This window comes from Halostagnicola larsenii XH-48 (genome assembly GCF_000517625.1).
GTDB lineage: Archaea > Halobacteriota > Halobacteria > Halobacteriales > Natrialbaceae > Halostagnicola > Halostagnicola larsenii.
The window spans coordinates 761294-785463 of record NZ_CP007055.1 but is presented as its reverse complement, the minus strand read 5'-3'; the positions used below and the strand labels follow the sequence as shown (position 1 = coordinate 785463).

At 62.8% G+C, this 24170-nt stretch carries 26 protein-coding genes; 14 read left to right on the top strand and 12 right to left on the bottom strand.

Features of this window, described 5'->3' with window-relative positions; genetic code table 11:
• The first annotated feature begins 50 nt into the window (after positions 1-50).
• A complete protein-coding gene (locus HALLA_RS03865) occupies positions 51-2342 on the top strand; it encodes a PAS domain-containing sensor histidine kinase (protein WP_049952156.1) in 2292 nt (763 codons plus the stop codon).
• Between the two features lie 57 nt (positions 2343-2399).
• Here HALLA_RS03865 and HALLA_RS03860 read toward each other — a convergent pair whose 3' ends face one another.
• Positions 2400-3464: a S1C family serine protease gene (locus tag HALLA_RS03860; RefSeq protein WP_049952155.1), complete on the bottom strand. Its 1065-nt coding sequence runs from the start codon at positions 3462-3464 to the stop codon at positions 2400-2402.
• Between the two features lie 183 nt (positions 3465-3647).
• Here HALLA_RS03860 and HALLA_RS03855 point away from each other — a divergent pair, with 183 nt between their 5' ends.
• Positions 3648-5036, top strand: coding sequence for a tRNA pseudouridine(54/55) synthase Pus10 (locus HALLA_RS03855; protein ID WP_049953996.1), 1389 nt, complete (start codon positions 3648-3650; stop codon positions 5034-5036).
• An 81-nt stretch (positions 5037-5117) separates the two neighbouring features.
• The gene (gene rnhB, locus HALLA_RS03850; RefSeq protein WP_049952154.1) at positions 5118-5798 is read left to right on the top strand and encodes a ribonuclease HII; all 681 of its coding nucleotides are present in this window, start codon (positions 5118-5120) and stop codon (positions 5796-5798) included.
• Positions 5799-5835: 37 nt separating this feature from the next.
• Here the strand turns inward: rnhB and HALLA_RS03845 are convergent, their stop codons facing one another.
• Positions 5836-7479: a preprotein translocase subunit SecD gene (locus HALLA_RS03845; RefSeq protein WP_049952153.1), complete on the bottom strand. Its 1644-nt coding sequence runs from the start codon at positions 7477-7479 to the stop codon at positions 5836-5838.
• Positions 7476-8354: a protein translocase subunit SecF gene (gene secF / locus HALLA_RS03840; RefSeq protein ID WP_049952152.1), complete on the bottom strand. Its 879-nt coding sequence runs from the start codon at positions 8352-8354 to the stop codon at positions 7476-7478. Before secF ends, HALLA_RS03845 begins: the two co-directional genes overlap by 4 nt.
• 219 nt (positions 8355-8573) lie before the next feature.
• Here secF and HALLA_RS03835 point away from each other — a divergent pair, with 219 nt between their 5' ends.
• Positions 8574-8915, top strand: a complete 342-nt coding sequence (locus HALLA_RS03835) for a hypothetical protein (RefSeq protein ID WP_049952151.1) — start codon at positions 8574-8576, stop codon at positions 8913-8915.
• Between the two features lie 33 nt (positions 8916-8948).
• Here HALLA_RS03835 and HALLA_RS03830 read toward each other — a convergent pair whose 3' ends face one another.
• Positions 8949-9422, bottom strand: a complete 474-nt coding sequence (locus HALLA_RS03830; RefSeq protein WP_049952150.1) for a DUF5812 family protein — start codon at positions 9420-9422, stop codon at positions 8949-8951.
• Positions 9423-9778: 356 nt separating this feature from the next.
• Between HALLA_RS03830 and HALLA_RS03825 the strand changes: the two genes are divergently transcribed.
• Both HALLA_RS03825 and HALLA_RS03820 read left to right on the top strand, forming a co-directional pair.
• Complete coding sequence (locus HALLA_RS03825) at positions 9779-11074, top strand: hypothetical protein (RefSeq protein WP_049952149.1); 1296 nt, start codon at positions 9779-9781, stop codon at positions 11072-11074.
• A 103-nt stretch (positions 11075-11177) separates the two neighbouring features.
• On the top strand, positions 11178-12296 hold the full coding sequence (locus HALLA_RS03820) for a CPBP family intramembrane glutamic endopeptidase (RefSeq protein ID WP_049952148.1): 1119 nt from the start codon (positions 11178-11180) through the stop codon (positions 12294-12296).
• A 172-nt stretch (positions 12297-12468) separates the two neighbouring features.
• On the opposite strand, the gene HALLA_RS03815 is transcribed toward HALLA_RS03820, so the two are convergent.
• Positions 12469-12927, bottom strand: a complete 459-nt coding sequence (locus HALLA_RS03815; RefSeq protein ID WP_049952147.1) for an NOB1 family endonuclease — start codon at positions 12925-12927, stop codon at positions 12469-12471.
• Between the two features lie 4 nt (positions 12928-12931).
• A complete protein-coding gene (locus HALLA_RS03810; RefSeq protein ID WP_049952146.1) occupies positions 12932-13177 on the bottom strand; it encodes a PRC-barrel domain-containing protein in 246 nt (81 codons plus the stop codon).
• 322 nt (positions 13178-13499) lie between these two features.
• Between HALLA_RS03810 and infB the strand changes: the two genes are divergently transcribed.
• Positions 13500-15299 carry a translation initiation factor IF-2 gene (gene infB / locus HALLA_RS03805; protein WP_049952145.1) on the top strand — a complete coding sequence of 600 codons (1800 nt, stop codon included), beginning with the start codon at positions 13500-13502 and terminating at the stop codon, positions 15297-15299.
• Between the two features lie 49 nt (positions 15300-15348).
• Positions 15349-15528, top strand: coding sequence for a hypothetical protein (locus tag HALLA_RS03800; RefSeq protein WP_049952144.1), 180 nt, complete (start codon positions 15349-15351; stop codon positions 15526-15528).
• An 82-nt stretch (positions 15529-15610) separates the two neighbouring features.
• On the opposite strand, the gene HALLA_RS03795 is transcribed toward HALLA_RS03800, so the two are convergent.
• Positions 15611-15985 carry a cyclophilin-like fold protein gene (locus tag HALLA_RS03795; protein WP_049952143.1) on the bottom strand — a complete coding sequence of 125 codons (375 nt, stop codon included), beginning with the start codon at positions 15983-15985 and terminating at the stop codon, positions 15611-15613.
• Here HALLA_RS03795 and HALLA_RS03790 point away from each other — a divergent pair.
• The 5 genes from HALLA_RS03790 to HALLA_RS03770 all read left to right on the top strand — a co-directional run bounded on the left by HALLA_RS03790 (position 15966) and on the right by HALLA_RS03770 (position 19957).
• The gene (locus tag HALLA_RS03790) at positions 15966-16301 is read left to right on the top strand and encodes a hypothetical protein (RefSeq protein ID WP_049952142.1); all 336 of its coding nucleotides are present in this window, start codon (positions 15966-15968) and stop codon (positions 16299-16301) included. The two genes, HALLA_RS03795 and HALLA_RS03790, sit on opposite strands and share 20 nt — an antisense overlap.
• 56 nt (positions 16302-16357) lie before the next feature.
• A complete protein-coding gene (locus HALLA_RS03785) occupies positions 16358-16780 on the top strand; it encodes a hypothetical protein (RefSeq protein ID WP_049952141.1) in 423 nt (140 codons plus the stop codon).
• A gap of 263 nt (positions 16781-17043) precedes the next feature.
• Complete coding sequence (gene pyrG, locus HALLA_RS03780) at positions 17044-18717, top strand: glutamine hydrolyzing CTP synthase (RefSeq protein WP_049952140.1); 1674 nt, start codon at positions 17044-17046, stop codon at positions 18715-18717.
• Positions 18717-19634 carry a glutamine-hydrolyzing GMP synthase gene (gene guaA, locus HALLA_RS03775; RefSeq protein ID WP_049952139.1) on the top strand — a complete coding sequence of 306 codons (918 nt, stop codon included), beginning with the start codon at positions 18717-18719 and terminating at the stop codon, positions 19632-19634. The genes pyrG and guaA overlap by 1 nt, the downstream gene beginning before the upstream one ends.
• A gap of 2 nt (positions 19635-19636) precedes the next feature.
• Positions 19637-19957 carry a DUF7126 family protein gene (locus HALLA_RS03770; RefSeq protein WP_049952138.1) on the top strand — a complete coding sequence of 107 codons (321 nt, stop codon included), beginning with the start codon at positions 19637-19639 and terminating at the stop codon, positions 19955-19957.
• A 488-nt stretch (positions 19958-20445) separates the two neighbouring features.
• Here HALLA_RS03770 and HALLA_RS03765 read toward each other — a convergent pair whose 3' ends face one another.
• From HALLA_RS03765 to HALLA_RS03755, 3 genes are all read right to left on the bottom strand, one after another.
• Entirely contained in the window at positions 20446-21183 is a 738-nt protein-coding gene (locus tag HALLA_RS03765) for a 5-formyltetrahydrofolate cyclo-ligase (RefSeq protein WP_049952137.1), read from the bottom strand.
• A gap of 57 nt (positions 21184-21240) precedes the next feature.
• Positions 21241-21840 (bottom strand): pyridoxamine 5'-phosphate oxidase family protein, encoded by a 600-nt coding sequence (locus HALLA_RS03760; RefSeq protein WP_084568921.1) that lies wholly within the window; start codon positions 21838-21840, stop codon positions 21241-21243.
• A gap of 90 nt (positions 21841-21930) precedes the next feature.
• A complete protein-coding gene (locus tag HALLA_RS03755; protein WP_049952136.1) occupies positions 21931-22467 on the bottom strand; it encodes a MogA/MoaB family molybdenum cofactor biosynthesis protein in 537 nt (178 codons plus the stop codon).
• A gap of 185 nt (positions 22468-22652) precedes the next feature.
• On the opposite strand from HALLA_RS03755, the gene HALLA_RS03750 reads away from it, so the two are divergent.
• Positions 22653-22958, top strand: a complete 306-nt coding sequence (locus HALLA_RS03750; RefSeq protein ID WP_049952135.1) for a hypothetical protein — start codon at positions 22653-22655, stop codon at positions 22956-22958.
• Positions 22959-22995: 37 nt separating this feature from the next.
• Here HALLA_RS03750 and HALLA_RS03745 read toward each other — a convergent pair whose 3' ends face one another.
• Both HALLA_RS03745 and HALLA_RS03740 read right to left on the bottom strand, forming a co-directional pair.
• Entirely contained in the window at positions 22996-23343 is a 348-nt protein-coding gene (locus HALLA_RS03745; protein WP_242406187.1) for a DUF7853 family protein, read from the bottom strand.
• A 151-nt stretch (positions 23344-23494) separates the two neighbouring features.
• Entirely contained in the window at positions 23495-24049 is a 555-nt protein-coding gene (locus tag HALLA_RS03740; protein ID WP_049952133.1) for an NUDIX hydrolase, read from the bottom strand.
• Positions 24050-24170 lie beyond the last annotated feature (121 nt).

Below are 24170 nucleotides of genomic sequence, written 5' to 3'. Positions count from 1 at the left end.
AACCGACAGTCGGGAGACGACTTATACAACTCGATAGCCTCTTTAGGCCTATGAATCGACAGGGAGGCGCTCGAGAAACTGCCTTCTGGGAAGAAATGCCGGACACAGAAGCTCTCGAACGCTATCGGACGCTCGTTAACACGGTCGAAGACGGGATCTGTCAGGTTGACACGGCGGGCTGTTTCGTCGCCGTCAACGACGTCATCTGCGAGATGACAGGCTACGACCGCACGGAACTCCTCGGGGAGCCCGCATCGCTTCTGCTCGACTCTCATGACATCGAACGGATCGAACGCGAAATTCGCGAGCGACTGACGACCGGCCGAGAGCGCACCGAGATGTTCGAGTGTACGGCCCGAACGGCGACAGGAGGGACGTTCACCTGTGAACTTCAGCTAAATCTCCTTTTCACCGACGGATCGTTCGCGGGGACAGTTGGGGTCGTCCGCGACATCACGGCTCGAAAACGGACTGAACGGCGACTTCGTAACCGCGAAGCACAACTCGAGCGCGAGCGCGATCTGACCGACCGGATCCTCGAGACGAGCCCCGTCGGGATTCTGGTACTCGATGAAAGTGGGGAGATCACGAGAATAAACGACAGAGGACGTGATCTCCTCGAAGTAGACGAGGTAGGCGCGTTTTCGCCGTCGGAACGGGCGACGTACACCGAAGACGGCAGACGGCTCTCCGATGACGAACACCCCCCTATCGAAACTGTCAGGTCGGGAGAGGCGATCTCCGATCGCGTACTGCGCGTCGAACAGCAAGACGGGAGCCACCGGTGGTTGTCCGTCAGTACGTCGCCGCTGCTGACCGACGAGGGGCGTGTCGACCGCGTCGTCACGACGGGCGAAGACGTTACGGATCTCAAAGAACGCGAACGGCGACTCGAGCGTCGCACGGACGAACTCGCGACGGAACTCTCGGAGATCTACGGTCGCATCACCGACGGGTTCCTCGCGCTCGATGAGGAGTGGGAGTTCACGTACGTCAACGAACGGGCCAAAGAACTCCTCGGGATGGACGAAAACGAGTTGCTCGGGACGAATATCTGGGAAACCTTTCCCGAGAAGAAAGGAGCCGAATTCGAGGAGCACTACCGCGAGGCGCTGTCGACGCAGGAATCTGTCTCGTTCGAGGCGTACTATCCGCCCCACGACTCTTGGTACGAAGAACACGTCCACCCCTCAGAAACGGGGTTGTCGGTGTACTTTCAGGATATCACCGAACGAACGGAGACCCAACGAAAACTCCGCGAACGCGAACAGCAGCTGTCGGCGCTGATGGAAAACGTCCCCGGGATGGTGTATCGCTGCCGAAACGAACGCGGCTGGCCGATGAAATTCGTTAGCGACGCCTGTCGGACGCTCTCTGGGTACGACCCGAGCGCGCTCGAGGAGGGGACGATCGTCTGGGGCGAGGACGTGGTAGTCGAAGCCGACCGTGAGAACCTCTGGGACGCAGTCCAGACGGCCGCCGCCGGCTCGGGGACGTTCTCGGAAACCTACCGTATCGAGACTGCCGAGGGAGAGCGACGCTGGGTTCGTGATCACGGGCGAATCGTCGCCGACAAAGCCGACGGAAAACGCTGGATCGAAGGGATCATCTCGGATATCACGGAACGAAAGCGCCTCGAGACCGAACTCGAGGCCTCGAACGAACGCTTAGAGCAGTTCGCCTACGCGGCGTCACACGACCTTCAGGAGCCGTTGCGGATGGTGGCGAGATACCTACAGCTGATCGAGAACCGCTACGATGATCGGCTCGACGAGGACGGCAAAGCGTTCCTCGAGTTCGCCGTCGACGGCGCCGAGCGGATGAAAGAGATGATCGACGGGCTCCTCGAATACTCCCGTGTCGAAACCACCGGCGAACCGCTCGAGCCGGTCGATCTCGAAGACGTGGTCGCGGAGACGATGGCGGATATCCAGTTCAAAGTCGACGAGTCCGACGCCGAGATTACGATCGACGAGCTTCCGGTCGTGAACGGAGATACCAGTCAGTTGCGGCAAGTCTTCCAGAACTTGTTCGAGAACGCGATCAAGTACAGCGGCGACGAACCGTCCCGCGTTCACGTGACGGCGGATCGGACCGGATCGAACTGGACGATTTCGGTTCGAGACGAGGGGATCGGTCTCGACGACGACGATCACGACCGGGTTTTCGAGGTATTCAATCGCCTTCACAGCTACGACGAATACGACGGAACGGGGATCGGTCTCGCGCTGTGTAAACGGATCGTAGAACGCCACGGCGGCGATATCTGGGTCGAATCCAATTCGGACGGCGGGTCGACGTTTTCGTTTACGCTCCCGGCTGCGCGTACCGATGCGGGGTGACTCGCGGCGTGATTCGCTGGTGGTCGGCGTCCGATCTCGACCGCTTACCGCTGAACGCTACCGGGATCCGAGCGTCACCGTCACCGTCGTTTCCTGCCCGTCTCGCCAACACTCGATACCGACCTCGTCGCCGGGGCTGGTCTCGAGTGCGAGGTACGTTCCCAGCGCGTGGCGGTCGGGAATGGGTTCCTCGTCGATTTCGGTGATTATGTCCCCTCGTTCGAGTTCGCCGGCGGCCGGGCCGTTCGAATCGACGGCGGAGACGAGGACGCCCGCTACCTCCTCGAGGCCGTACTCTTCGGCGATGGTTCTGGTCACTTCTCGGTGGCCAATACCGAGATAGGAGTGCTCGTACGTGCCGTCCTCGGCCAGCGCCGGGACGACCCGACGAGCGAGCGCGGCCGAAATCGCGAAGCCGATATTGTCCCCGCCGCCGGCGTTGACGACGCCGATGGCTCGGCCCTCGAGGTCGACGAGCGGCCCGCCGCTGTTGCCGGGATTGACGGCCGCATCCGTCTGGATCACGTTCGGGAACGAGAACTGGCGGTAGGAGACGTCGACCGATCGGTTGACGCCGCTGACGATCCCCTGCGAAACGGACCCCTCGAGACCGAACGGTGCGCCGACTACGAGTACCTCCTGGCCCACCACCGGCGTTTGCTCGCTCAGGGAAAGGGCCACTGCGTCCTCCGGGACGTGGCTGACCTCGAGGACGGCCAGATCGCTGTAGGAATCCGTCCCCACGACGGTTGGAGTCGTCCAGTCGCCGTTGGTATATCGGATTTCGACCTCGTCCGCGCCGGAGACGACGTGTTCGTTGGTGACGACGTACTCGCCGCGTTCGGAGAGCGCGACGAGAAAGCCGGACCCCTGTCCCGACCCCTCTCGACTACTCACCGGACTCTCGACGCTGTGGGCACGAATCTGTGCGATGGAATCGATAATCGCATCGTACACCTGCGTGTACGCCGACTCGTCCGCGAGATCTCCCGCGATCTCGAGTTCGTTCGACGAGTTGCCCTCCATGGTTTGGTTCGACTGTGGCGCAGCACACCCCGCGGCAACACCGGTGAGGGCGGTCGCGGCGGCCGCGAGATATCGACGACGGGTAACGTTGTCCATACGCCACCTTGGGAATCGACCGATATGAAAGCGGGGAAGACGGTCATCGTATCATGACGTTCAAGTATGAAACCCGAGCGAACGGGAGTCACATCGACTGTGGATATCCGATAACAGAATCGACAAGTGCTCGACCGAACGGAAGGGAAAGCGTGTTATCGACGGCGACCCGACACCACAGACATGACACCCACGGAAGTCGCCCGGGAGCTACTGGGGACGGGGCCGGTCTGTGACTCCTGTCTCGGGCGTCCGTTCGCCGAACGCAGTTTCGGTCTGACGAACGCCGAGCGGGGACGGGCGCTTCGAACGACGATCGCGCTCGCCGACGACGAGGACTTCGACCCCGTCGAACCGCTCGAGTGCTGGGTCTGTGAGGGGTACTGTGGAACCTTCGACGCGATCGCCGAAACGATCGTCGACTCGCTTTCGGGGATCGACTTCGCGACCTATCAGGTCGGGAGCCGCGTCCCGCCGCTGATCGAGGAAAACGAGGAACTCTTCCGCGAAGACGCCGGTCTCGAGCCGGACATCGGCGAGTCGCTCAAACGCGAAATCAATCGCGAAGTCGGTCGCCGCGTGGGCGCAGAAACCGGCGCTGAGGTCGGTTTCGAGCGCCCCGATGTCCTCGCCATCGTCGACCTCAGCGGCTTTGATCCGTTCGACCTGCTCGAGGCCGGGAGCGACGAAGACGGCGGGGAGGAGACGGCGGAACCGCGATCGGTGACGAGCCACGCCGTCGACCTGCAGGTCAATCCCGCGTTCGTCTACGGGCGCTATCGCAAGCTCGAGCGGGACATTCCGCAGACCGAGTGGCCCTGCCGGGAGTGTGGCGGCAGCGGCATTCAGCTTGGCGACGACGGCGAGGAACCCTGCGACTACTGCGGCGGCTCGGGCTACATGTACGACACGAGCGTCGAGCAGGTGGTTCGCCCCCACGTCGTCGAGGCGATGGACGGCGACGAGGGGACCTTCCACGGCGCGGGCCGCGAGGACGTCGACGCCCGCATGCTCGAGGGCGGCCGCCCGTTCGTCCTCGAGGTCAAAGAGCCGCGAATCCGCGATCCGGATCCCGAGACACTCGAGCGCGAGATCAACGACGCGGCAGACGGTTCGGTCGAAGTCGAGGGGCTCCGTCTCGCGAGCTACGAGATGGTCGAGCGCGTCAAGGAACACGACGCCAGCAAACGCTACCGGGCGGACGTCGAGTTCGGCGAGCCCGTCGACGAAGCGGCGTTCGAGGCCGCGCTCGAGGAACTCGATGGAACGACCCTCGAGCAGTACACCCCACAACGGGTCGACCACCGGCGAGCGAACATCACCCGCACGCGGACCGTCTACGAAATCGACGGCGAACTCCACGAGCCGACGCGAGCCGAGATCCGGCTCCACGGCGAAGGCGGGCTCTACGTCAAGGAACTGATCAGCAGCGACGACGGCCGAACCGAGCCGAGTCTGGCGGGCGTACTCGGCGTCGACGCCGAAGTCACCGCGCTCGACGTCACCGGCGTCGAGGGCGAGGACGACCCCTTCGAACTCGAGGAGTACTTCCGCGACGACCGCACAGCATAACCGGTCTCGAGCAACCGTTTTCGCGGACAGCGACCGAGACGGAAAGCAACGACTTTGAGCGTCGCGAAACCACTGGCTGCCATGCACCAGTTCGGGGTCGACGAAGCCGGCAAGGGGCCGGTGTTCGGCTCGATGTTCGCCGCGACCGTCTGCGTCGACGATCTCGAGCGATTACCCGAGGGGATAGCCGACTCCAAGCGGCTCACGGCCGGGCGTCGTGAGGAACTGGCCCAAACGCTTCGCGAGACCGACGGCGTCCACGTCGGCGTCGCCGAGATTTCGACGGCACGGATCGACGATCCCGACACGAACATGAACGCGCTCGCCGTGGACGCGCACGCGTCCGCCATCGAGGATGCGACGGCGAGTCTTGTAGACGAGAATCAGGACCAGAACGAGAACACTGCTATTTCCGGTCTCTGTGACGCCTGCGACACCGACGCGGATCGGTTCGCCCGTCGAGTGAGTGCGGCCTGCTCGCTCGAGGCGAGCATCGACGCCCGCCACGGTGCGGACGACGACTCCGACCTCGTCGGCGCGGCGAGCATCATCGCGAAGGTCGAACGCGACGCCCACGTCGCGGACCTCGCCGCGGAGTACGGCGAAATCGGAAGCGGTTATCCCGGCGACCCGACGACTCGAGCGTTCCTCGAGTCCTACGTCGAGAAAACGGGCGAGTTGCCGCCGTTCGCTCGCGAGTCGTGGTCGACGTGTGCCGACGTGCTCGCGGCCGCGAGTCAGACGACGCTCGAGGGGTTCTAAGTCCACTCGAAAATCTAACGAAATCGGTTTTCCGCCGTTACTTGTCGGTGAGGAGCCGCCGCAGGATGTCCCCGTAGGCGGGACGGGTGATGAGCACGCCGATCAGTACGCCGAGGATGGTGATGATGGCGAACCCGCGCAGATCACCCAGGCTGAGCACGGCGAGCGGCGACATCGCGATGATCGTCGTCGCGGCCGCAGCGCCGATGACCCAGAACGCTTTGCGGAACCGCGACTCGAAGACGCGCTGGGAATTGACGTCGCCTTCGGACATCACCTCGTCGGCGATGATGATCAGGTCGTCCACCCCCGTTCCGACGACGGCGATAAAGCCGGCGATGTGTGAGAGATCGAGCGGCATTCGTATCAGCGCCGCGAAGCCGAGCAGGATGAACACCTCCGCCAGCGCCGTGAGGATCATCGGCGCTGCGACGCGGGGATCCTGATACCGAACGTAGACGATACCGCTCACGCTGACCACCGAGAGGATCCCGATCAACAGGGAGTAGGTCTTGAACTGGTCGGCAAGCGCCGGCTGGAGCGAGTAGACATCGCCCTCGGTCAGATCGAGCGGGGCACGCAGTTCGCCGGCCTGCAAGTTGACCGAGAGCGCCTGTGCCTCCGAGTACTCCGTTGCGCCCATCTGGAACGTCGGACTCTCTACCCACTCCCCGGTTCCCATTCCCGATCCCAGTTGCTGGCTCATCGAGTGTGCGGCGACCGGTTCACCGTCGACGACCGTGAGCAGGCAGTGTTGTTCCTGATCGTCGTCGAAGTTCATCTCGCCGGTCTGTGGGTCCTGGACGCGACAGTTACTCCATCCCTGCTGTTCAGCGTAGCCCATCTCCTGCATGTCGGACTGGAACTCCTCGGCGCTGCTGTCTTCGACGAGGACGGGAACCTCGTATCCCGAGGACCCCTGTTCAGGTTGGGTTGGCGGATCCACATCGGCGATGTCGTCGCCTGTGAGAACGGTCTCGTTGACCTGCGTTCCGTTTTCGCCTCCCGGATGATACGCGACGACTTCGACGATGCCCCGATCCTCGAGTATCTCTCGCAGTTCGTCTTCGCCCATCTCGGGAACCTCGGTGACGACGTAGTTCTGGTCGCTCATCTCCGCGTCGGTCACCTGCCCGCCGGAGAGACCCGCCTCGTTGATTCGCAGGCTAATCGTCGTGATCACGTCGTCGCGAGTTTCCTGTGTGACGCCCTCCCGGACGTCGTCTTCGGATACCTCGACGTCGGCGTCCTGAAGCGCGGCGACGAACTCCGCTTGGCTCACGTCGTCGACGAACAGTTCAGCGCTGACGGTGCCGTCGTCGTGAACGACGATATTCGCGTCGCCGACGTCGATGTCCAAGGTCTCGTCTGCGTACAGCGACTCTTCGATTTCGGTAATTCGGTCTTGATCGGCCTCGCCGTCGTCGACGACGCCGGCATCGATGTTCTCCGCGGTCATCCCGACGACCGGCGCGCTGATTCGCGTCCCGCCCTCGAGACCGAGTCCGTACTCGAGATTGAGCGGGTCCTCGGTCCACGACTGGCTGTTCTCTGCCTGCGGACCGTAGCCATCGTCGCCCATGACACCGCCGGGGAGAAACAGCGCGACTACTGCTCCGAGGACGAAGACGACGAGCATGATCACCCGCCAGTTTTCCTTGAAGTAAGCGACGGGCTTCATCGATTAACCCCCTTGAATTTGTACCAGCGCAGCAGGCTGAGGTTCAACATGTACGTGTTCATCAAATCGGCCGCCAGGCCAACGAACAGGATGATGCCGATCGAGGCGAGCAGTTCGACGCCCATGATCGTCGCTGCGATGGCCATCACGAGCATGGCTACCATCGAGGTAATCGTCATCGTCACGCCCGTTTTGATCGCCTCGTGAGTACTCTCATAGAAGTCACCGCCACGACGGAGGATGTGATTGTTCAAGAGGATATCCGAGTCGACCGAATACCCGATCAACATCAACAAACCGGCAACGGTTCCGAGCGTGAGCGGAATGTTCGCCAGGTTCATGAACGCGAGCGGGATCACGAGATCCGAAAACGCCGAGAGAACGATCGCGATCGAGGGGACGAAGGTTCGAAAGAGCAAGAACGTGATGACGCTCATTCCGACGAACGCGACCGCAAGGCCGAGAAACGCTGTTTCCTGTGCCTGTGCGCCGAAACTCGCGGAGGTCGAGGAGGTTTGCTGTACGACCTCGTCGTTTCCATCGACGGGCGTAAGATGCTCTTCGGCCTGGTCAGTGAGTGCCTGTTGGTCCTCGGATACGAACTGGACGATATACTGGTCCGAGGCTCCCGTCGACTGGATCGATTCCGGTTCCTCGTCGAACGCTGTCTGTATTGTCGATTCCGAATCCGTCGTCTCGACGGTTAGTTCCGTGCCTCCGGAGAAATCCATTCCGAGGGCGACGGGTGTCCCGTACACAGTATACGCGACCAGTAGAATTGCCAACGCGACTGCGAGGAAGGCCAGCGGAACCGCCGCGAGTTGACGGTTACTGTACCGGGTATACTCTAGCTCCGGTACGTCGAAATACCCCATATACCAGCCACGTGGGCGTCACCGAAAGTAAGCCTTCGCAATTCCTGAAGTCCAGTTTCTTGTGGTGAAATCGTCCGTAATCGGCCGGCGTAAACTCAAGAGCGCTCGCTCTCTACACGGGCGAGAGACCGGTTAAGAAACGCTTAGTCCGAACACACCGGGTCAACACGGGTTATCCCCGACGGCAACGTTTTGCGACCGGAGGGCGTACGTCATGACATGACGAACCGAGCTCACTCGGAGACACAGGAGGCGGCTACCCGCGTCGTCGTCTCTTATCCCCAAGATCTCTCGGACTGGGGACGATTCCAACTCGAGAAACCCTCGTTCCGAGCGTTTCTCCGAAAGACGCGAGACGCGGCTCGAGCCGGCGACACCTGGGAGGAGTTCGTCGGCGTCGGCTGCTGTGGCAACACGCTTGACGTTCCGTTGCGCGTCGAACGAATCGAAGGCGGCGACCGGATCGGCGACGAAACCGAGATCGAGTACGAAGTCCGCGAAGCCTGCGGCGTCGACGGCAGTTGGCGCGTCCAGAGCGAAGGCGGCCCGAAACGGGCCTGACCTGCTCCGTTACTCGAGAACCGTCGAACTCCCTCAATCGGGGAGGTATCTCACGCTCAAGACGCCCCCCTCGGGGTCCGAGCGAACCTCGACGCGAACGGCTTCCAGCCGGGCCGCTCGAGCGACCGTCTCGTCGTCGGAGAGCACGTCGGTTGCCGCGTCCTCGACATCGTCGTCGGGAAGCGCGAGGACGTGAATCTCGCCGGTTCCCGCCCGCTCCTCGCGGACGACCTCGCCCGGTTGGGCGTCGGCCGCCAGCTCTCGTTCGTGGGTAGTGGGACTGAGATCGCTATCGACGAGTTCTACCGTCCGCCGGTCCTCGACGTCGATGATCTCCCAGGCGACCTCGAGCGGCGGTTTGGGGGCCACCGTCGCCTCGAGCACGTCGTCGACCTCGAGGCCGGGGTTCGACGCGAGGGTGTGGACCTGCGCCGTCTCGACGTCTCTGACGACCGCCGATTCTGCCTCCGCGTGGGTGACGACGAACGTCGCCGTCTTCTCGCTCATACTCGACGCTCGAGGGCGAGGCGTTTCCCGGTTTCGTTCCTCAGTTCCCGTTCCGTGTGAGGTATGGACAACTGGGGAGACGAGAAGGCGGCGAGTCTTTGCAGGAAGAATACGATGAAAGCCCCTTTCGCGCTCGACTCCCGGGTCTCGCTGCGCGCTTCGGTCGCTCGCGACGCTCGCTCCCTGCAGTGCTTGCGTCGTCCGGGTTCGTCGACCCGCGAAAGCCCCTTTCAGTCCCGCCCGGCGGTGGATTGGTGGGTCGGCGATTCGGGTAGGGTGACGGGGTGTGCGACGCGCCGAACCCCGATCGATCGGATGACGGAACGCCTTTAGGTCCGGCCGTCGCGCTCTCGCGCATGGACGTCGACATCGGCAACGCGCTCGCATCGGTCGCCTCTCCGGGCATCTCTCGAGGGGCGTTAGAGCGCCTCGACGAGCGAGTCGGGCAGGCCCACGAACGCATCGAAACCGGCAGGGCGAATCACGAGCACGGCTACGCCGCGTTGAACCTCCCCGAGCGAACCGATCCAGGCGAGATTCGACGGGCCGTCGACCCCGTCGGCGACGCCGAGGCGCTCATCACCGTCGGCATCGGCGGGAGCGCGCTGGGCGCGGCGACGATCGTCGACGCGCTCGAGGGAGACACAGAGATGGTCTTTCTCGACAACGTCGACCCGGAATGGGTGACGAGCCGACTCGAGTCACTGCCGCTCGCCGAGACGGCGATAAACGTCGTCTCAAAGTCCGGCACGACGGCGGAGACCCTAGCCAACTTCCTCGTCGTTCGAGAGGCATTCGAAGACGCGGGCGTCGACTGGACCGAACGCACGATCGTGACGACGGGCGAGGCCGGACCCCTTTCGGATCTCGCCGAGCGCCACAACCTGCCGAAGCTTCGGGTTCCCGACGGCGTCCCGGGTCGGTTCTCGGCGCTCTCGCCGGTCGGGATGGTCGCCGCTGCGATCGCCGGGCACGACCTCGAGGCGCTCCTCGAGGGTGCGCGGGCCGAATCCGAGTCGCTGTCGGGATCGCTGTTCGAGTGTCCCGCTTACGCCTACGGGGCGACCGCCTACGCGCTCGACGGTCGCGGGGCCGGAATCAACGCGATGATTCCGTACGCCGAATCGCTCGAGACCTACGCGGAGTGGTTCGCCCAGTTGTGGGCAGAAAGTCTGGGCAAAGACGACCTCGGACAGACGCCCGTACGGGCGCTCGGGGTCACAGACCAGCACTCCCAACTGCAGCTGTATCGTGCGGGCCCGCGCGACAAACTCGTCACGTTCGTCGCGCCGCGAGAGCGGGCCGATCGGGAAATCCCCGCGACCGAAGTCGAGGAACTCGCCTATCTCGGCGATTCCACGCTCGGCGAACTGCTCGAGGCCGAATTCGAGGCGACCGAGGCGAGCCTCGCGGCCGCCGGCCGGCCGAACGTTCGCATCGAACTCGAGACCGTCGACGAGTACGAACTCGGCGGATTGTTGTACGGGATGGAGGCCTCGTGCGTGCTGGCGGGCGAACTCTACAGCGTGAACGCGTTCAACCAGCCGGCCGTCGAGTGGGCGAAGAAGGCGACTCGCGGCCTGCTCGGCGGCGGCGAGTTCGCGGAAGCAGACGCCGTCGCGGAGAAGACGACGCTGCGCGTAGAGCGGTAGTTCCGGGGCGTGAGACGTGTTTTGAAGCGGGTGAAACGTTCGCCGCTCACCGAGAAATATCCGAATGCGGTGGCCCTATGTGTATCCGCCGGACAGAATACGTATGGGCACGACAGCACAGTCGGATGCAGACGGTGATCCGGGTGGTATCGACGTCGTTCCGGCCGTCGGAACGATCGTCACCGCACTCGCCATGGGATGTCTCCTGGTCCCCGTTCGGCAGGGCGTCGACGAGCCGACCGTCCTGGGGGCGAGCGCCTTCGCTATCATCGCCGTCGTAGCCTTTCTTGCGAGACGCCACGGCGTGCTCGAGCGCCAGCAAAGCGGTCTCGTCGCCGCCGCCTCGAGCGCCCTCGTCGTGATCCTCTCGGCGACGGCGATCATGCTCGGTACGTCCGGATCGATTATCTTACCAGAGGTCGGATGGTCGATATCGCTGCTCTTCGGGGCCTTTGTGACGAGTTTTGCCGCCGCGGGCGTCGCGATCGCAGACTACGCCAGCGTCTCGGGTGCGGGACTGAGCCGCCGAACCGGACACTTCCTCGAGATGGTAATCCTGGGACTCGCCGGACTAGTCGCGATGCAGGTCGCATCGGTCGTTGTTTCGATACCGATGATGGTTGCGGTCGGAGAACTGACCGAGTTCCAGTGGCAATTCGTAAGCTACCTCGCGACCGGCCTCGGCCTCGGAACGGTTGCGTTCGGCTATCTCGCGGTTCGAGACTACAGCCTGTCGTACATCGATATCAAGGCACCGACGCTCCAGACGGTGGTGTGGATGGTCGTCGGCCTCTTTCTGATCTTCGGCGCGAACATCGCAGTATCGGTCCTCATGACCGGCGCTGGCGTCGAATCCGCAGAACACAGTCTGTCCGAAACAGTCGAACAGAACATCGGACTCGTCGTCATCATCATCCCGGCGATGATACTGATCGTCGGTCCGTTCGAAGAACTCCTGTACCGAAACGTCGTCCAGAAGTCTCTCTATGGAACGTTCTCTCGACCCAGTGCCATCGTCGTCGCGAGCACCGTCTTCGCGGTCGTTCACGTCGGTGCCTACGCGACTGCGGGCGCTGGGGAAGTACTCGCCAGTTTAGCGAGCGTCTTCGCGCTCTCGCTGGTCCTCGGGACGATCTACGAGCGGACGGACAACCTGGTCGTCCCAGCACTCGTCCACGGCTGCTACAACGCCCTGTTGTTCGTCCCGTACCTCCTTTCTTGAGCCCTCGACGTCTCGAGAGCAGCCAACGATCGATCGCTTGCGCTCTTCAACACTGGCTCGAGTCAATCCCGCTCGAGTCGGCCCGCTCGAGTCAGACCGCCGATTCCAGCGGTGGCCGTGTGGCTCCGACGGCCAGTCACCGGTCGATCCGGATCCAGCCGCTGCTCGAGAATTAGCTCGGGTTTTTACGAGCGAGTCCGGACCCGCAGATGGGACAGCGGTCCTTCTCGTCGTCGAACTCCCGACCGCAGCCCTGACACTGGAACAGCCAATCTCGCTGTTCTTCGATGCCGTCTCGAGCGATCACTTCGACGTCGACGTTGAGTTTCTCCGCGACGTTTTGCATCGCGTAGTCGTCGGTGACGAGCACGCCGTCGAGTTCGAAACTCGCCGCGACGAGTCGGATATCCGTTTCCGAAAGCGTCTCGAAGTCGCCCGACTCTCGAGCGGCCCGTTCGACCTTCTCGGTGGTGTCCTCGTTCGGAATGTGAATGTGCATTCCGGAGCCCTCCATCGCGTCGTAGCGATAGGCGCTCTCGTCCTCGAGTTCTTCGCGGACGAGCGGGATGGTCGCAGACTGTTCTGTCGTGTGAAAATCGTGGATAAAAGCCGAGGAATCGAGAATGTACATACCGTTAGCGCTTGACGACGATGTAGTCTTTGACGGCCTGGACGCGGCTGACGGGCACGAGGAACCGGCCAGTGTCGTCGCGGTCGAAATCGACTGCGTGGCCGGGTAGCTCCTCGTCGGGGTCGATGACGAGGTCGTGCAGCTTTCCTGATTTGATGTCCATCGTGACGTTGTAGAGCATTCCCAGTTCGACTCCGTCGGATCCCATGACGGACTTCCCCGAGAGGTTTTCGGCGAGTATGTCGCTCATACCGTACCGTTCAGACTAGTCGCTAATAAATACCATGGAGGCCGTGCATGGATGCCGGTACAATCGCTCGTGTAACGGTATCCCCACGTCAGTGCTGGTTCATCGCTACAGTCCGTCATATCGTCGGTGAGTATCCGGGCTCGGATACCCATCTGCATGGAGCTGCTCGGCCCCGTACTGATCGAGGTGTTTGATCCCGCACCTGCTAGGGTACTTGATACCACACTGCTTGGGGGCCGTTGGCCCCACACCGGAGTCGTGACGATGGGTTTAACTACCGTCCTACGGACCGTTTACCCAAGACCTTCTCTGGTGGTTCACCATGACGGACACGGACACACACGACCCCACATCTCTCAGAACGCCGATCGTGGCCGTCCTCGGGCACGTCGATCACGGCAAGACGAGCCTCCTCGATAAGATACGTGGCTCGGCCGTTATCGAGGGCGAGGCCGGCGCGATCACACAGCACATCGGTGCCACTGCCGTTCCCCTAGACGTCATTTCGACGATCGCGGGCGAACTCGTCGACCCCGACGACTTCGATCTGCCCGGATTGCTCTTTATCGATACGCCGGGACACCACTCCTTTACGACGCTTCGCTCGCGCGGTGGTGCCCTCGCGGACATCGCAATCCTCGTCGTCGACGTCAACGACGGCTTCCAGCCGCAAACGATCGAGGCGCTCGATATCCTCAAGCGCTCGGAGACGCCCTTCATCGTCGCCGCGAACAAGATCGACACCGTCCCGGGCTGGAATCCGAACGAGGACACGCCGATCAACGACACTTACGACGCCCAGTCGGATCGGGCCGCCTCGAGACTCGACGAGAGCCTCTACGAGATCATCGGCGAGTTGAGCGACGAGGGGTTCTCGGCCGACCTCTACTGGCGGGTACAGAATTTCCAGCGCAACGTCGGCGTCGTCCCCGTCTCGGCGATGACCGGCGAGGGCGTCCCCGACCTGCTCGCCGTGATGATGGGGCTCTCCCAGCGCTACATGAAAGCGGAGATGGAAATCGACGTCGCCGGCCCCGGCGTCGGCACCGTCCTCGAGGTCAAAGAGGAGAAAGGGTTCGGAACGACCATCGATACGGTCCTCTACGACGGAACGATTCGCAGCGACGATACCGTCGTCGTCGGCGGAACGAACGAACCGATCGTCACCGACGTACGTGCGTTACTGCAGCCTCGACCGCTCGCCGAGATCCGCACCGAAAGCCGATTCGAAAAGGTCGAGGCGGTCAAAGCCGCCTCGGGGATCAAGATCGCCGCGCCCGAACTCGAGCACGCGATGGCCGGTGCGCCGGTTCGGGTCGTCCGAGACCGGGATATCGAGGACGTTATCGAAGAGGTGCAGGCCGAACTTGCCGACATCGCGGTCGACACCGACGAGCAGGGGGTCGTCGTCAAGGCCGACACCCTCGGGAGTCTCGAAGCGATGGCCGACGCGCTCGGTGAGGCCGAGATTCCAATCGTGAGCGCGGAAGTCGGCGACGTCGCGCCGCGGGACGTCTCCGTCGCGTCGACGGCCGAGGACCCGAAACAGCAGGCGATCCTCGGATTCAACGTCGACGTCCTCGCGGACGCCAAGACGCGGGCCGAACAGGACGACGTGAAACTGTTCACCGACGAGGTCATCTACCAGCTCGTCGAGGAGTACGACGAACACGTCGAAGAACTCGAGCGCGCCCAGCAGGATACGATCCTCGAGAACATCTCCCGGCCTGCGCGATTCCGGATCCTCCCGGACCACACCTTCCGGCAGAACGATCCGGCGGTCGTCGGCGTCGAAGTCAACGCCGGAACGATTCAGAACAACAACTTCGTCGTCACTTGGGACGGCAACGAGACCGAACGCGTCGGCCAGGTCAAAGGGATCCAAGAGCAAGGCGAGGACGTCGACGAGGCTCGCGCCGGCAATCGCGTCTCCGTCGCCATCGACGGCCCGACCGTCGGTCGACAGATCGAGGAAGGCGACGAACTCTGGATGGAAGTCCCCGAGAAACACGCCAAGATTCTGGAGCAGGAACTCACCGACGAGATTCCCGGCGACGAACTCGAGGCACTGAACATGTACCTCGAGAAACAACGCAAACGGGACCCGTTCTGGGGGAAATAGAACTCGACGACCCGACATCATTTTGTGACGTCGAGAGAGAATTTGGGGTATGGTCTCCCGTGAAAACAAAGTGATCGGTGGATTCGCCGTAGTCGCGCTCGCTCTCACGTACGGCGGATTTTGGCTGACCGATTTCCCGTCCGAACTGCTGCTGGGAGTGCTGATTTTCGCCGGCGTCATCGCGCCGATGATCGTGAACAATCGTCTCGATTCCCGAGAATCCGCCTGACCGAGCGAATCGCTGTGCGCGCTTTTGTTCGTACGCTAGCGTTCGCTTCTGGGGGAAGTTACCGCCGTTCGGCAGTAGGAACTCACTTGCCGGCGTCGAACCGCACTCGAGCGCCGCCCTCGAGATCCGACAGCGCCGAAACGTCTTCGAGCCTGCCGACTACGTTGACCGGAGCCGTCGCTCGCGGTTCCTCGCCGCGACTCGCCGGCGTCGGCCCCCAGAACAGACAGAGCTTGCTTCCCGTCGGCCAGTAGGCGATCGCGCCGACCGGGACCTCCTCGGACTGGTTTTCGGGCGGCACCTCGAGAGGCACATCGAAGTACAGTTCGTCGCCCCAGCGGACGGCCTCGCCCTCGAGCGGCAGTTCGCGCTCGAGCGCCCGGCGTGTTTCGGGGGCGTCGTCGATCCACGTGGCCTCGAGCGTGATGTCGTCGACGGTGACGGAGAGATCGCTCATACGGGGTTCGACGACCACCGGATACTTTGCAGCACTGACTGCCGCCGACGGTGACGGCCGCCGCGGCGGCTGTCCCGACGGCGACCACGAAGGGGTTACGCGGTCTCGGTTTCGGTTTCGGGTCCGTCGATTCTGTCTCCGGTTCGGTCTCGCTCTCGGACTCGGTGTCGGCTTCGCTCTCGGGCTCGAGGACTCTATCCGTGTCCTCGTCCTCGCGGTCGGCGGCGTCTCGCTCGCGCAGGTCCGGCCGGTCGCGCTTGGGCGCGTCGGCACCCGCTCGAGCGCGTTCGATCCCCTTGAGGACGGCCGCTCATGAAGTGGTTGCCACTTCCACTGTAACAATTAACTAGGTCGTTCTGGTGGGGTCGCGTTATGCTCGTGCATCTCCGGCAGTACAAACACGAGGAGGTCCAGTTCGACGACAACCGGACGACCGGCGAGTCCCAGACCGCGGATACGGTCGACAAGGGATCCGAGGAGTACTTCGGCGAGAACATCGACGATTTCGACCTCGAGACGTGGGAAACCGTCGAGTACGAGGACGATCCGATCCAGAAGCGCGAGGTGACGATCGAAGGGGTGACGGCCGTCTCCGTCCCGAAGGAGGACACGGACGCGGACGATCCGGATCTACCGGGGCAGACGCTTCAGCTCCGAATGGGTGGTGGCATCGAGTACATGGCACAGGCCGAGATCGTCGAGGTGCAGGACCTGAACCCCCAGGACGAGGCGGAAGGGAAGGTCTCAAAGGAGGACGACCCGCAGGGTAAGGCGACGATGGACGAAGAACCGTAGCCGACCTCACCTCGAGTCGGCGCTGACGACGATCGCGGACGACGGCGATCGACCGCCCCCGGACCGACTGCGTCGCCGTCGGGAGCGGTTACACGGGTTCCGCGATCGGCTCCCCTCGAGTCGCGCGAAGTCGTCGAGACGGGACCGCGTCGGAGCGACCGTACGAGGTCGGCCGGGAAACGTATCACGTCCCAGAATGACAGCGCGTGTCGGACACGGTTTCGTCCCGAAATGGTTTTCAACCGCTCGCGCGCACACTCGGTATGCCGACGGACTCGGACACTAATTATGACCCCACACTGGGGAACAAGTTCATCTTCGTCACCGGCGGGGTGATGTCGGGACTCGGCAAGGGGATCACGGCCGCCAGCACCGGCCGACTCCTGAAAAACGCCGGTTTCGACGTGACCGCTGTGAAGATCGATCCGTACCTGAACGTCGACGCGGGGACGATGAATCCCTACCAGCACGGCGAGGTGTACGTGCTCAAAGACGGCGGGGAAGTCGACCTCGACCTGGGGAATTACGAGCGGTTCCTCGACATCGACATGACGTTCGATCACAACATCACGACGGGGAAGACCTACCAACACGTCATCGAGAAGGAGCGATCGGGCGACTACCTCGGGAAGACGGTTCAGATTATCCCCCACATCACGAACGATATCAAACGCCGCATTCGAGAGGCCGCGGAGGGAAGCGACGTCTGTCTCGTCGAGGTCGGGGGCACCGTCGGGGACATCGAGGGCATGCCCTACCTCGAGGCCCTGCGCCAGTTCTCTCACGAGGAAGACGACGAGGACATCCTCTTCGCGCACGTCACCCTCGTTCCCTACTCGAAAAACGGCGAACAGAAGACCAAACCGACCCAACACAGCGTCAAGGAGGTCCGGTCGATCGGACTCCAACCCGACGTCATCGTCGGGCGCTGTGACGACAAACTCGACCCCGAAACCAAAGAGAAGATCGCGCTGTTTTGTGACATCCCGACCGACGCGGTGTTCTCGAACCCCGACGTCGAGGACGTCTATCACGTCCCGCTGGTCGTCGAAGAGGAAGGACTCGACGACTTCGTCCTCGAGAAGTTCGACCTCGAGGACGAGGCGCTTCCCTCCGACGAACGAACGAAGGAGTGGCGCGAGGTCGTCACGACCGAAAAGTCGGGCGAAGTCGACATCGCGCTCGTCGGCAAGTACGACTTAGAGGACGCGTACATGTCGATCCACGAGTCGCTGAAACACGCCGGCTTCGAACTCGGCGTCGACGTGAACGTCCACTGGGTCGCGGCCGACGAGATGGCAGAGGGCCACGGGGGACAACTCGAGGACGTCGACGGGATCATCGTCCCCGGCGGGTTCGGCATGCGCGGAACCGAGGGGAAGATCAACGCGGTGCAGTACGCTCGCGAGAACGACGTGCCGTTTCTCGGCCTCTGTCTCGGATTCCAGATGGCGGTCGTCGAGTACGCCCGCAACGTGCTCGGTCTCGAGGGCGCACACTCGGCCGAGATGGACGCGGAGACGCCCCATCCGGTCATCGACATCCTGCCCGAGCAGTACGAGGTCGAGGACATGGGCGGAACGATGCGACTCGGGTCGCACGAAACGCGGATCGAGTCGGACACCCTCGCCGAGGAGGTTTACGGCGACACGTCCTGTACGGAACGACACCGACACCGCTACGAAGTCAACCCCGAGTACTTCGAGGACTTCGCCGACGAACCCTTCTCGTTCTCGGGAACGGCAGGAAATCGGATGGAGATCCTCGAACTCGAGGATCACCCGTACTTCTTCGGCACGCAGTTCCACCCCGAGTACAGTTCCCGCCCCGGCGACACGAGCCCGCCGTTTCTCGGACTCGTCGAGACGATCCTCGCAGGATCCGAGGCTGGTGCTGACGATGCGGACACGCAGAGCGGACAAGAGGTGACCTTCTGATGGTAAACACAGACACGTTCGTCCCCGAAGCAATCGAAGAGATCGAAACCGAAGTCGGCGACGAAAACGCCGTCATCGCGCTTTCGGGCGGCGTCGATTCGTCCGTCGCCGCCGCGTTAGCCTACGAGGCCATCGGCGACCGGCTGACGCCGGTGTACGTCGACACCGGACTGATGCGCAAAGGCGAAACGGATCAGATTCGGGAGACGTTCTCCTACATGGACAGTCTCCGGGTCGTCGACGCTAAAGACCGGTTTCTCGAGGCGCTCTCGGGCGTCACCGACCCCGAGGAGAAGCGGTCGGTGATCGGCGAGCAGTTCATCCGGGAGTTCGAACGCGAGGCCAAAGACGCCGACGCCGATTTCCTCGTACAGGGAACCATCTACCCCGACCGGATCGAATCCGAGGGCGGGATCAAATCCCATCACAACGTCGGCGGGCTTCCCGACGTGGTCGATTTCGACGGCATCGTCGAGCCGGTCCGGGACCTCTACAAGGACGAAGTTCGGGAGGTCGCCCGCGAACTCGACCTCGACGAACTCGTCGCCGAGCGGATGCCGTTTCCCGGTCCCGGACTCGCCGTTCGGGTCATCGGCGAGGTTACCGACGAAAAGCTCGAGGTCGCCCGCGAATCCTGTCACGTCGTCGAGGAAGAACTCGAGGAGTACGAGCCGTGGCAGGCCCTCGCAGCGGTGATCGGCAAAGCGACGGGCGTCAAGGGAGACAACCGAGTCCACGGCTGGGTCGTCGCCGTTCGGTCGGTCGAGTCCCGCGACGGGATGACCGCTCGCGCCCAGGAGATCGACTGGGAGACGCTCCAGCGGATCCAATCCCGGATTACCGGTGAAAACGACAACGTTTCACGCGTCGTCTACGACGTCACGCACAAGCCACCCGCGACGATCGAGTACGAGTGAGCATGGACGCAATCATTGCCGGACCGGACGAGGACGGCCTCGGCGACGCGCTCGAGGCCGAAGGCGTCTCCGTCACCCGGCTCGAGGGGACCCTCTCCCGTCCGAAACTCGAAGAGGCGGGGATCGTCGGGACGGATCTGTACGTGCTGACCGACGTCGGTCAGTCGACGACGATCCCGATCGCGCTCGATTTGAACGACGACCTCCGGACCGTCGTCTACGCGCGAGATTCGGTACCGGAGTTCGTCCGCGGACAGCTCGATCTCGCGCTGGATCCCGCGTTGATGGAACCTGCGATGGTCGCAGAAGAACTGGTCGCCTGAGTCGATCGCAGCACTCGGTCATCATCCTCGAGCGAGATTCGTGCATACGACGCACATACGACCGATATAAACAGTCTATCACCCGATATCGGCAGTTTGAACTGTGGTTAATTGTGCGGTAATTCAGGATAAGATGGGACTACCATCGCCATCGTTGAAGTGGGATACGGCGATAGTTGCACGTGGAGGTCGACGGGCACACCCACACAAAGGCACCCACCGCCTTGCACCCGTGACTTCCAGCAACCCCACCACAGCACCCTTCCCCCACCTTGCCACGCCGTCGTGACGATGCGGGCACTCTGCACCACCCGTATCGCGCTTCGGATGGCTGTCGGGACGACGAGTCCCGACGTGGATCCTCACAACGGATCACCCATTGGATCCTGAGAGTTGTCTGTGTTTACGGGTGTCCGGGCCGGACGGTCACTGCGGCCGCGTGACCGCAGGTCTCCGGACACCAGTTTTCGAACGCTTCCAGATCGGCATTAGTCGCGGAGTCGACGCAAGACGGGTATCTCCTCGAGTCGCTCGGCAGAAAGAAGCGTCCAGTCGATACCGGACGGCACTGTCCTCCCGGAGGAACCGCCCGGTTTGAACACTCGGTCGGGCGTGACGATCAGGTCCATCGGAACGTCGTGGTCGGTGATGGGAATCTCGTCGTCGACACACTGTCGTTCGTGGACGGTCGTCGCCACCGGAGTTTCATCGTCGACGAGATCCAGTTCGAAAAGAATCGCGTACTCGAGGTCGCTGTATCCTTCGCCTTTTCCGATTCGCGCGCCCGAACTTGCGCCCTGTTCGTCGGTTCCCACGGCAACGCTGCCGGAGACGATCAAGTCAATCTCCGGAACGTCCTCGGGCCCGACTTGGACGCCGTGTTTCGACGATCCCGAGACGGTAGTCGCCTCGTCGTAATCCTCGAGTTCGTCGGGGTCAAGTCGCAAGAAACACCGTTCGGAACGGAGTCTGGGAACGGCCATGTAAACGGTCTTTCCCTCGCGCAAGGCGCGTCGGCGCACCGGCAACTGTGGCGCGTCGGGATTTGCCTTAATCGTCTCAGCCTGTTGCCACTCCGGTTGGTCTGCCAGCCGATCGGCCGCCTCGCTCGCGCCGGCGAAGTTCGGAATGCGACCGTGGGGCGGAAACGGAAACCTGGCTTCGCCGCTTTCCTCGAGATCGTCCCAGACGCGTTCGCGAATCGCCTGTTTGGACGGGGTGGTCATGATACCGGTTCGTACGTCGAGCGAGTTCAGGATTGGTATTTCTCGGCGTGCGGGCGGTCACTCGTTGCCAGCCGAGTTCTCGTCTGCGGGCCGCTCGGAAAAACGCCACCTCGTGGCGTCCGTCGGGTAGTCGCTCCACGCCAGCACGGTCGTCGGACGGACTGCGAAGACAGGCGTTCCGTGTCGGACGCCGTACTTGCTCTCGTAAGCGTCGTCGATCCGCTGGAGTCGCGATTGCGCCGTCTCCGCCGCGGTGAGTTTCTCCGCTTTGCCCTCTATGATGACCACTGATTCCGCGTCTTCCGTGTGGACCGCGAGCGAGCGGTTTCGCTCGAGGTTTCGGACCCAACGAGCACCGTCCCCGCCGCCGCAGTGGAAGGTTCCATCGAGCCAGACGCCCCAGACCGGACGGGCGTGCGGCCGGCCGTCCGGGCCGGTCGTAGCCACCCAGAAGAGTTCGTCCAAAGCCAGTCGATCGGTCACGAACGACCACGGGAGGGTGCCCGCTTCGTCCTCAGGAATTCCGTAACTGGATTCGGTTTCGGGTCTCGAAACGCGGCGTTCGAGGTCGTTTCCGGTACTCGAACCATGGCGTTCGGAGCCGTTCCCGGCACTCGTAGTGCGGTTGGCGTCGTGGTTGGAGGGATCCGGTACCATACGCTCGTCTCGACGCGAAGCGACTTGAACCTACCAGCCGCCTGTCCGCTCGAGATCGTGTGTCAGGAAGCCTGCAAAACGGCGGAGGACTCATTTTTCGCGACCGTTTCCGGTCGCCAGCGCGGTCAATCGACTCGCCTCCGGGACGATGATCGATTCGGCCGCGATGTGCGTCGCGGTGGGATCGTTCGGCAAGCAAAAGACGGGGATCTGATCGCCGACGCCGGCGAGCGTTCGGCTGGTGACGGCGGCCGTCCCGACCTCGTCGTAAGCGAGCAAGTGAAACAGGTCGGCAAAGGCCGGGAGGTCCTTCTCGAGCAATGGTCTGACGGCTTCGACGGTCGCGTCGTCGGGGCCGATGCCGGTGCCGCCCGCGGTCACGATGATGTCGACATCGTCGCGATCGAGGAGCCGAGACACCTTCGACTGGACGTTGTCGTGGCCGCTCGTGATTAACTCGCGAGTGACAATTTCGTGACCCGCAGCTTCGAACGCCTCGACGATCGCTTCGCCAGCCTCGTCTTCTTCGAGGGTTCCGTTCGCAGATATCGTGACGACGGCAGCGCCGATGCCGCCGTTCGAATCCGATCCATCGCTCGAGGATTCCGCCTCGCCCGCTGTAGTCATACCATCACGTTCGCCCGCAGGCGGGTAAAACGCTGGCCTCCAACCCGACGAGGTACAATAGACAACTGGACGGGTTCGCCCGTCGAAATCCGTCCGCTCGGGAGTCGATCCGCGGCCGGGACGTTTGCAGGCGAATCGAACCCGGAACCGTGAGCACTTTTATCACCCGCTCGAAAGACCAACGTGTGACCTCGAGCGACGACAGCGAATACGTACACGATCCGTCCGAGTTCGACGACGGATCCACGGCAGACGAACCGGCGGACGAAGAGTGGCTCGAGGATCCCGACCATCCCGGGACCGCAGACCGGGAGTTCGGCCTGCGCGGGTGGATACTCGTCGGCGTTATCGTCTACGCGTTCATCATCTCGCCGCTCGCGATCGTTTTCTGGCCGCTCGACGTCGGGTACCGGTTCGCGCTGTTAATTTTGCCGCTGTTTCCGGCGGTCATCCTTGCAACGACGGCCGTCTGGGCGACGACGCGAGCATAAGACGACCAGCCCGCAAAAACGGGCGGCTGCAGCGGCGTTACTCGTTCGCGAGCTGGGGGAGGGCACCTTCGAACTGCTCGAGCACGGATTCGCCGGTATCGACCTCCGACGCTGGTGTCTCCGGCGTTTCGATATACGCCGTTACGATCTCGTAGGTTCGGTTGACTTGCTCGCGGGTGAACGTCTTCCCGTCGGACTCGATAGTTTCGACGACCTCGAGCGCCCAGGCGGGCGGGACATCCTCGTCGTCGATGGCGTCGTCGACACGGCGTGCCACCACGTCGTGAACGACCCACTGTTCGCCTCGGGAGAGATCAACTTCGTACGTCTCGGTTGTTGGTGGCGAGGAACTCATTTCGATATCGGACCGATTTCGTCGGCCCACAGACGACGGTACGGACGGGGGTGTTATAAACCTTGTTAGCGTATGACACATAGAAGTAGTATGTCATATTCAGGAGCGTGATACCAGAATCGAGACGAGAACGTCCCTCTACAAGTTCGGCCGTTTTCAGAACATCCGTTCGCTCGTTCGTCTACTGCATATCGCGACGCATCGCGATCTCGAACCACGGACAGAGCCGGAGCTGGCGGTACCACTCCGGATTGTCCTGCAAGCGCTCGTAGGGGACCCACATCAGCCCCGCAACCTCGTCGGGATCCGGCTCGAGCGTCCTATCCGAGACGGTCAGTTTCAAGACCGCGCAGACTTCGTGTTCGACGCCCTCGTTTTCGAAGTATCGCTTGTACTCGAACCGATCGGTAACCCGGAGATCGTCGTACTGATCCGGACCGATTCCGAGTTCCTCCTCGAGTCGCTCTCTGGTCGCTTCCTCCTGGGTCTGGCCCTCGACGGGGTGGGAAGCGACGGTGCCGTCCCAGTACGTTCCCCACAGTCGTTTCCCCGGCGCACGCTGGGCGAGCAGGATGTTGTCGTCTCGATCGAAGACGAGCGAGGTGAACGCCCGATGGCGGATCCCCTCGCCCGTGTGGGCCTCGAGGCGGTTGACGAGTCCCTGTTCGGTGTCTGCGGCGTCGACGGCGATTACGTCCTGCCCGGCGTTTTCGTGGCGATCGTCGCCCGTATCCATACGTCTACAATCGGAACGGTTCGTAAAACCACTACCGGCTTGGACCCGACAGACGACGCGAGTGGCCAACTCGCTTGCAGCCCCGGCGACGTCCCGATAGTGATTGCGACCGACATTCCCA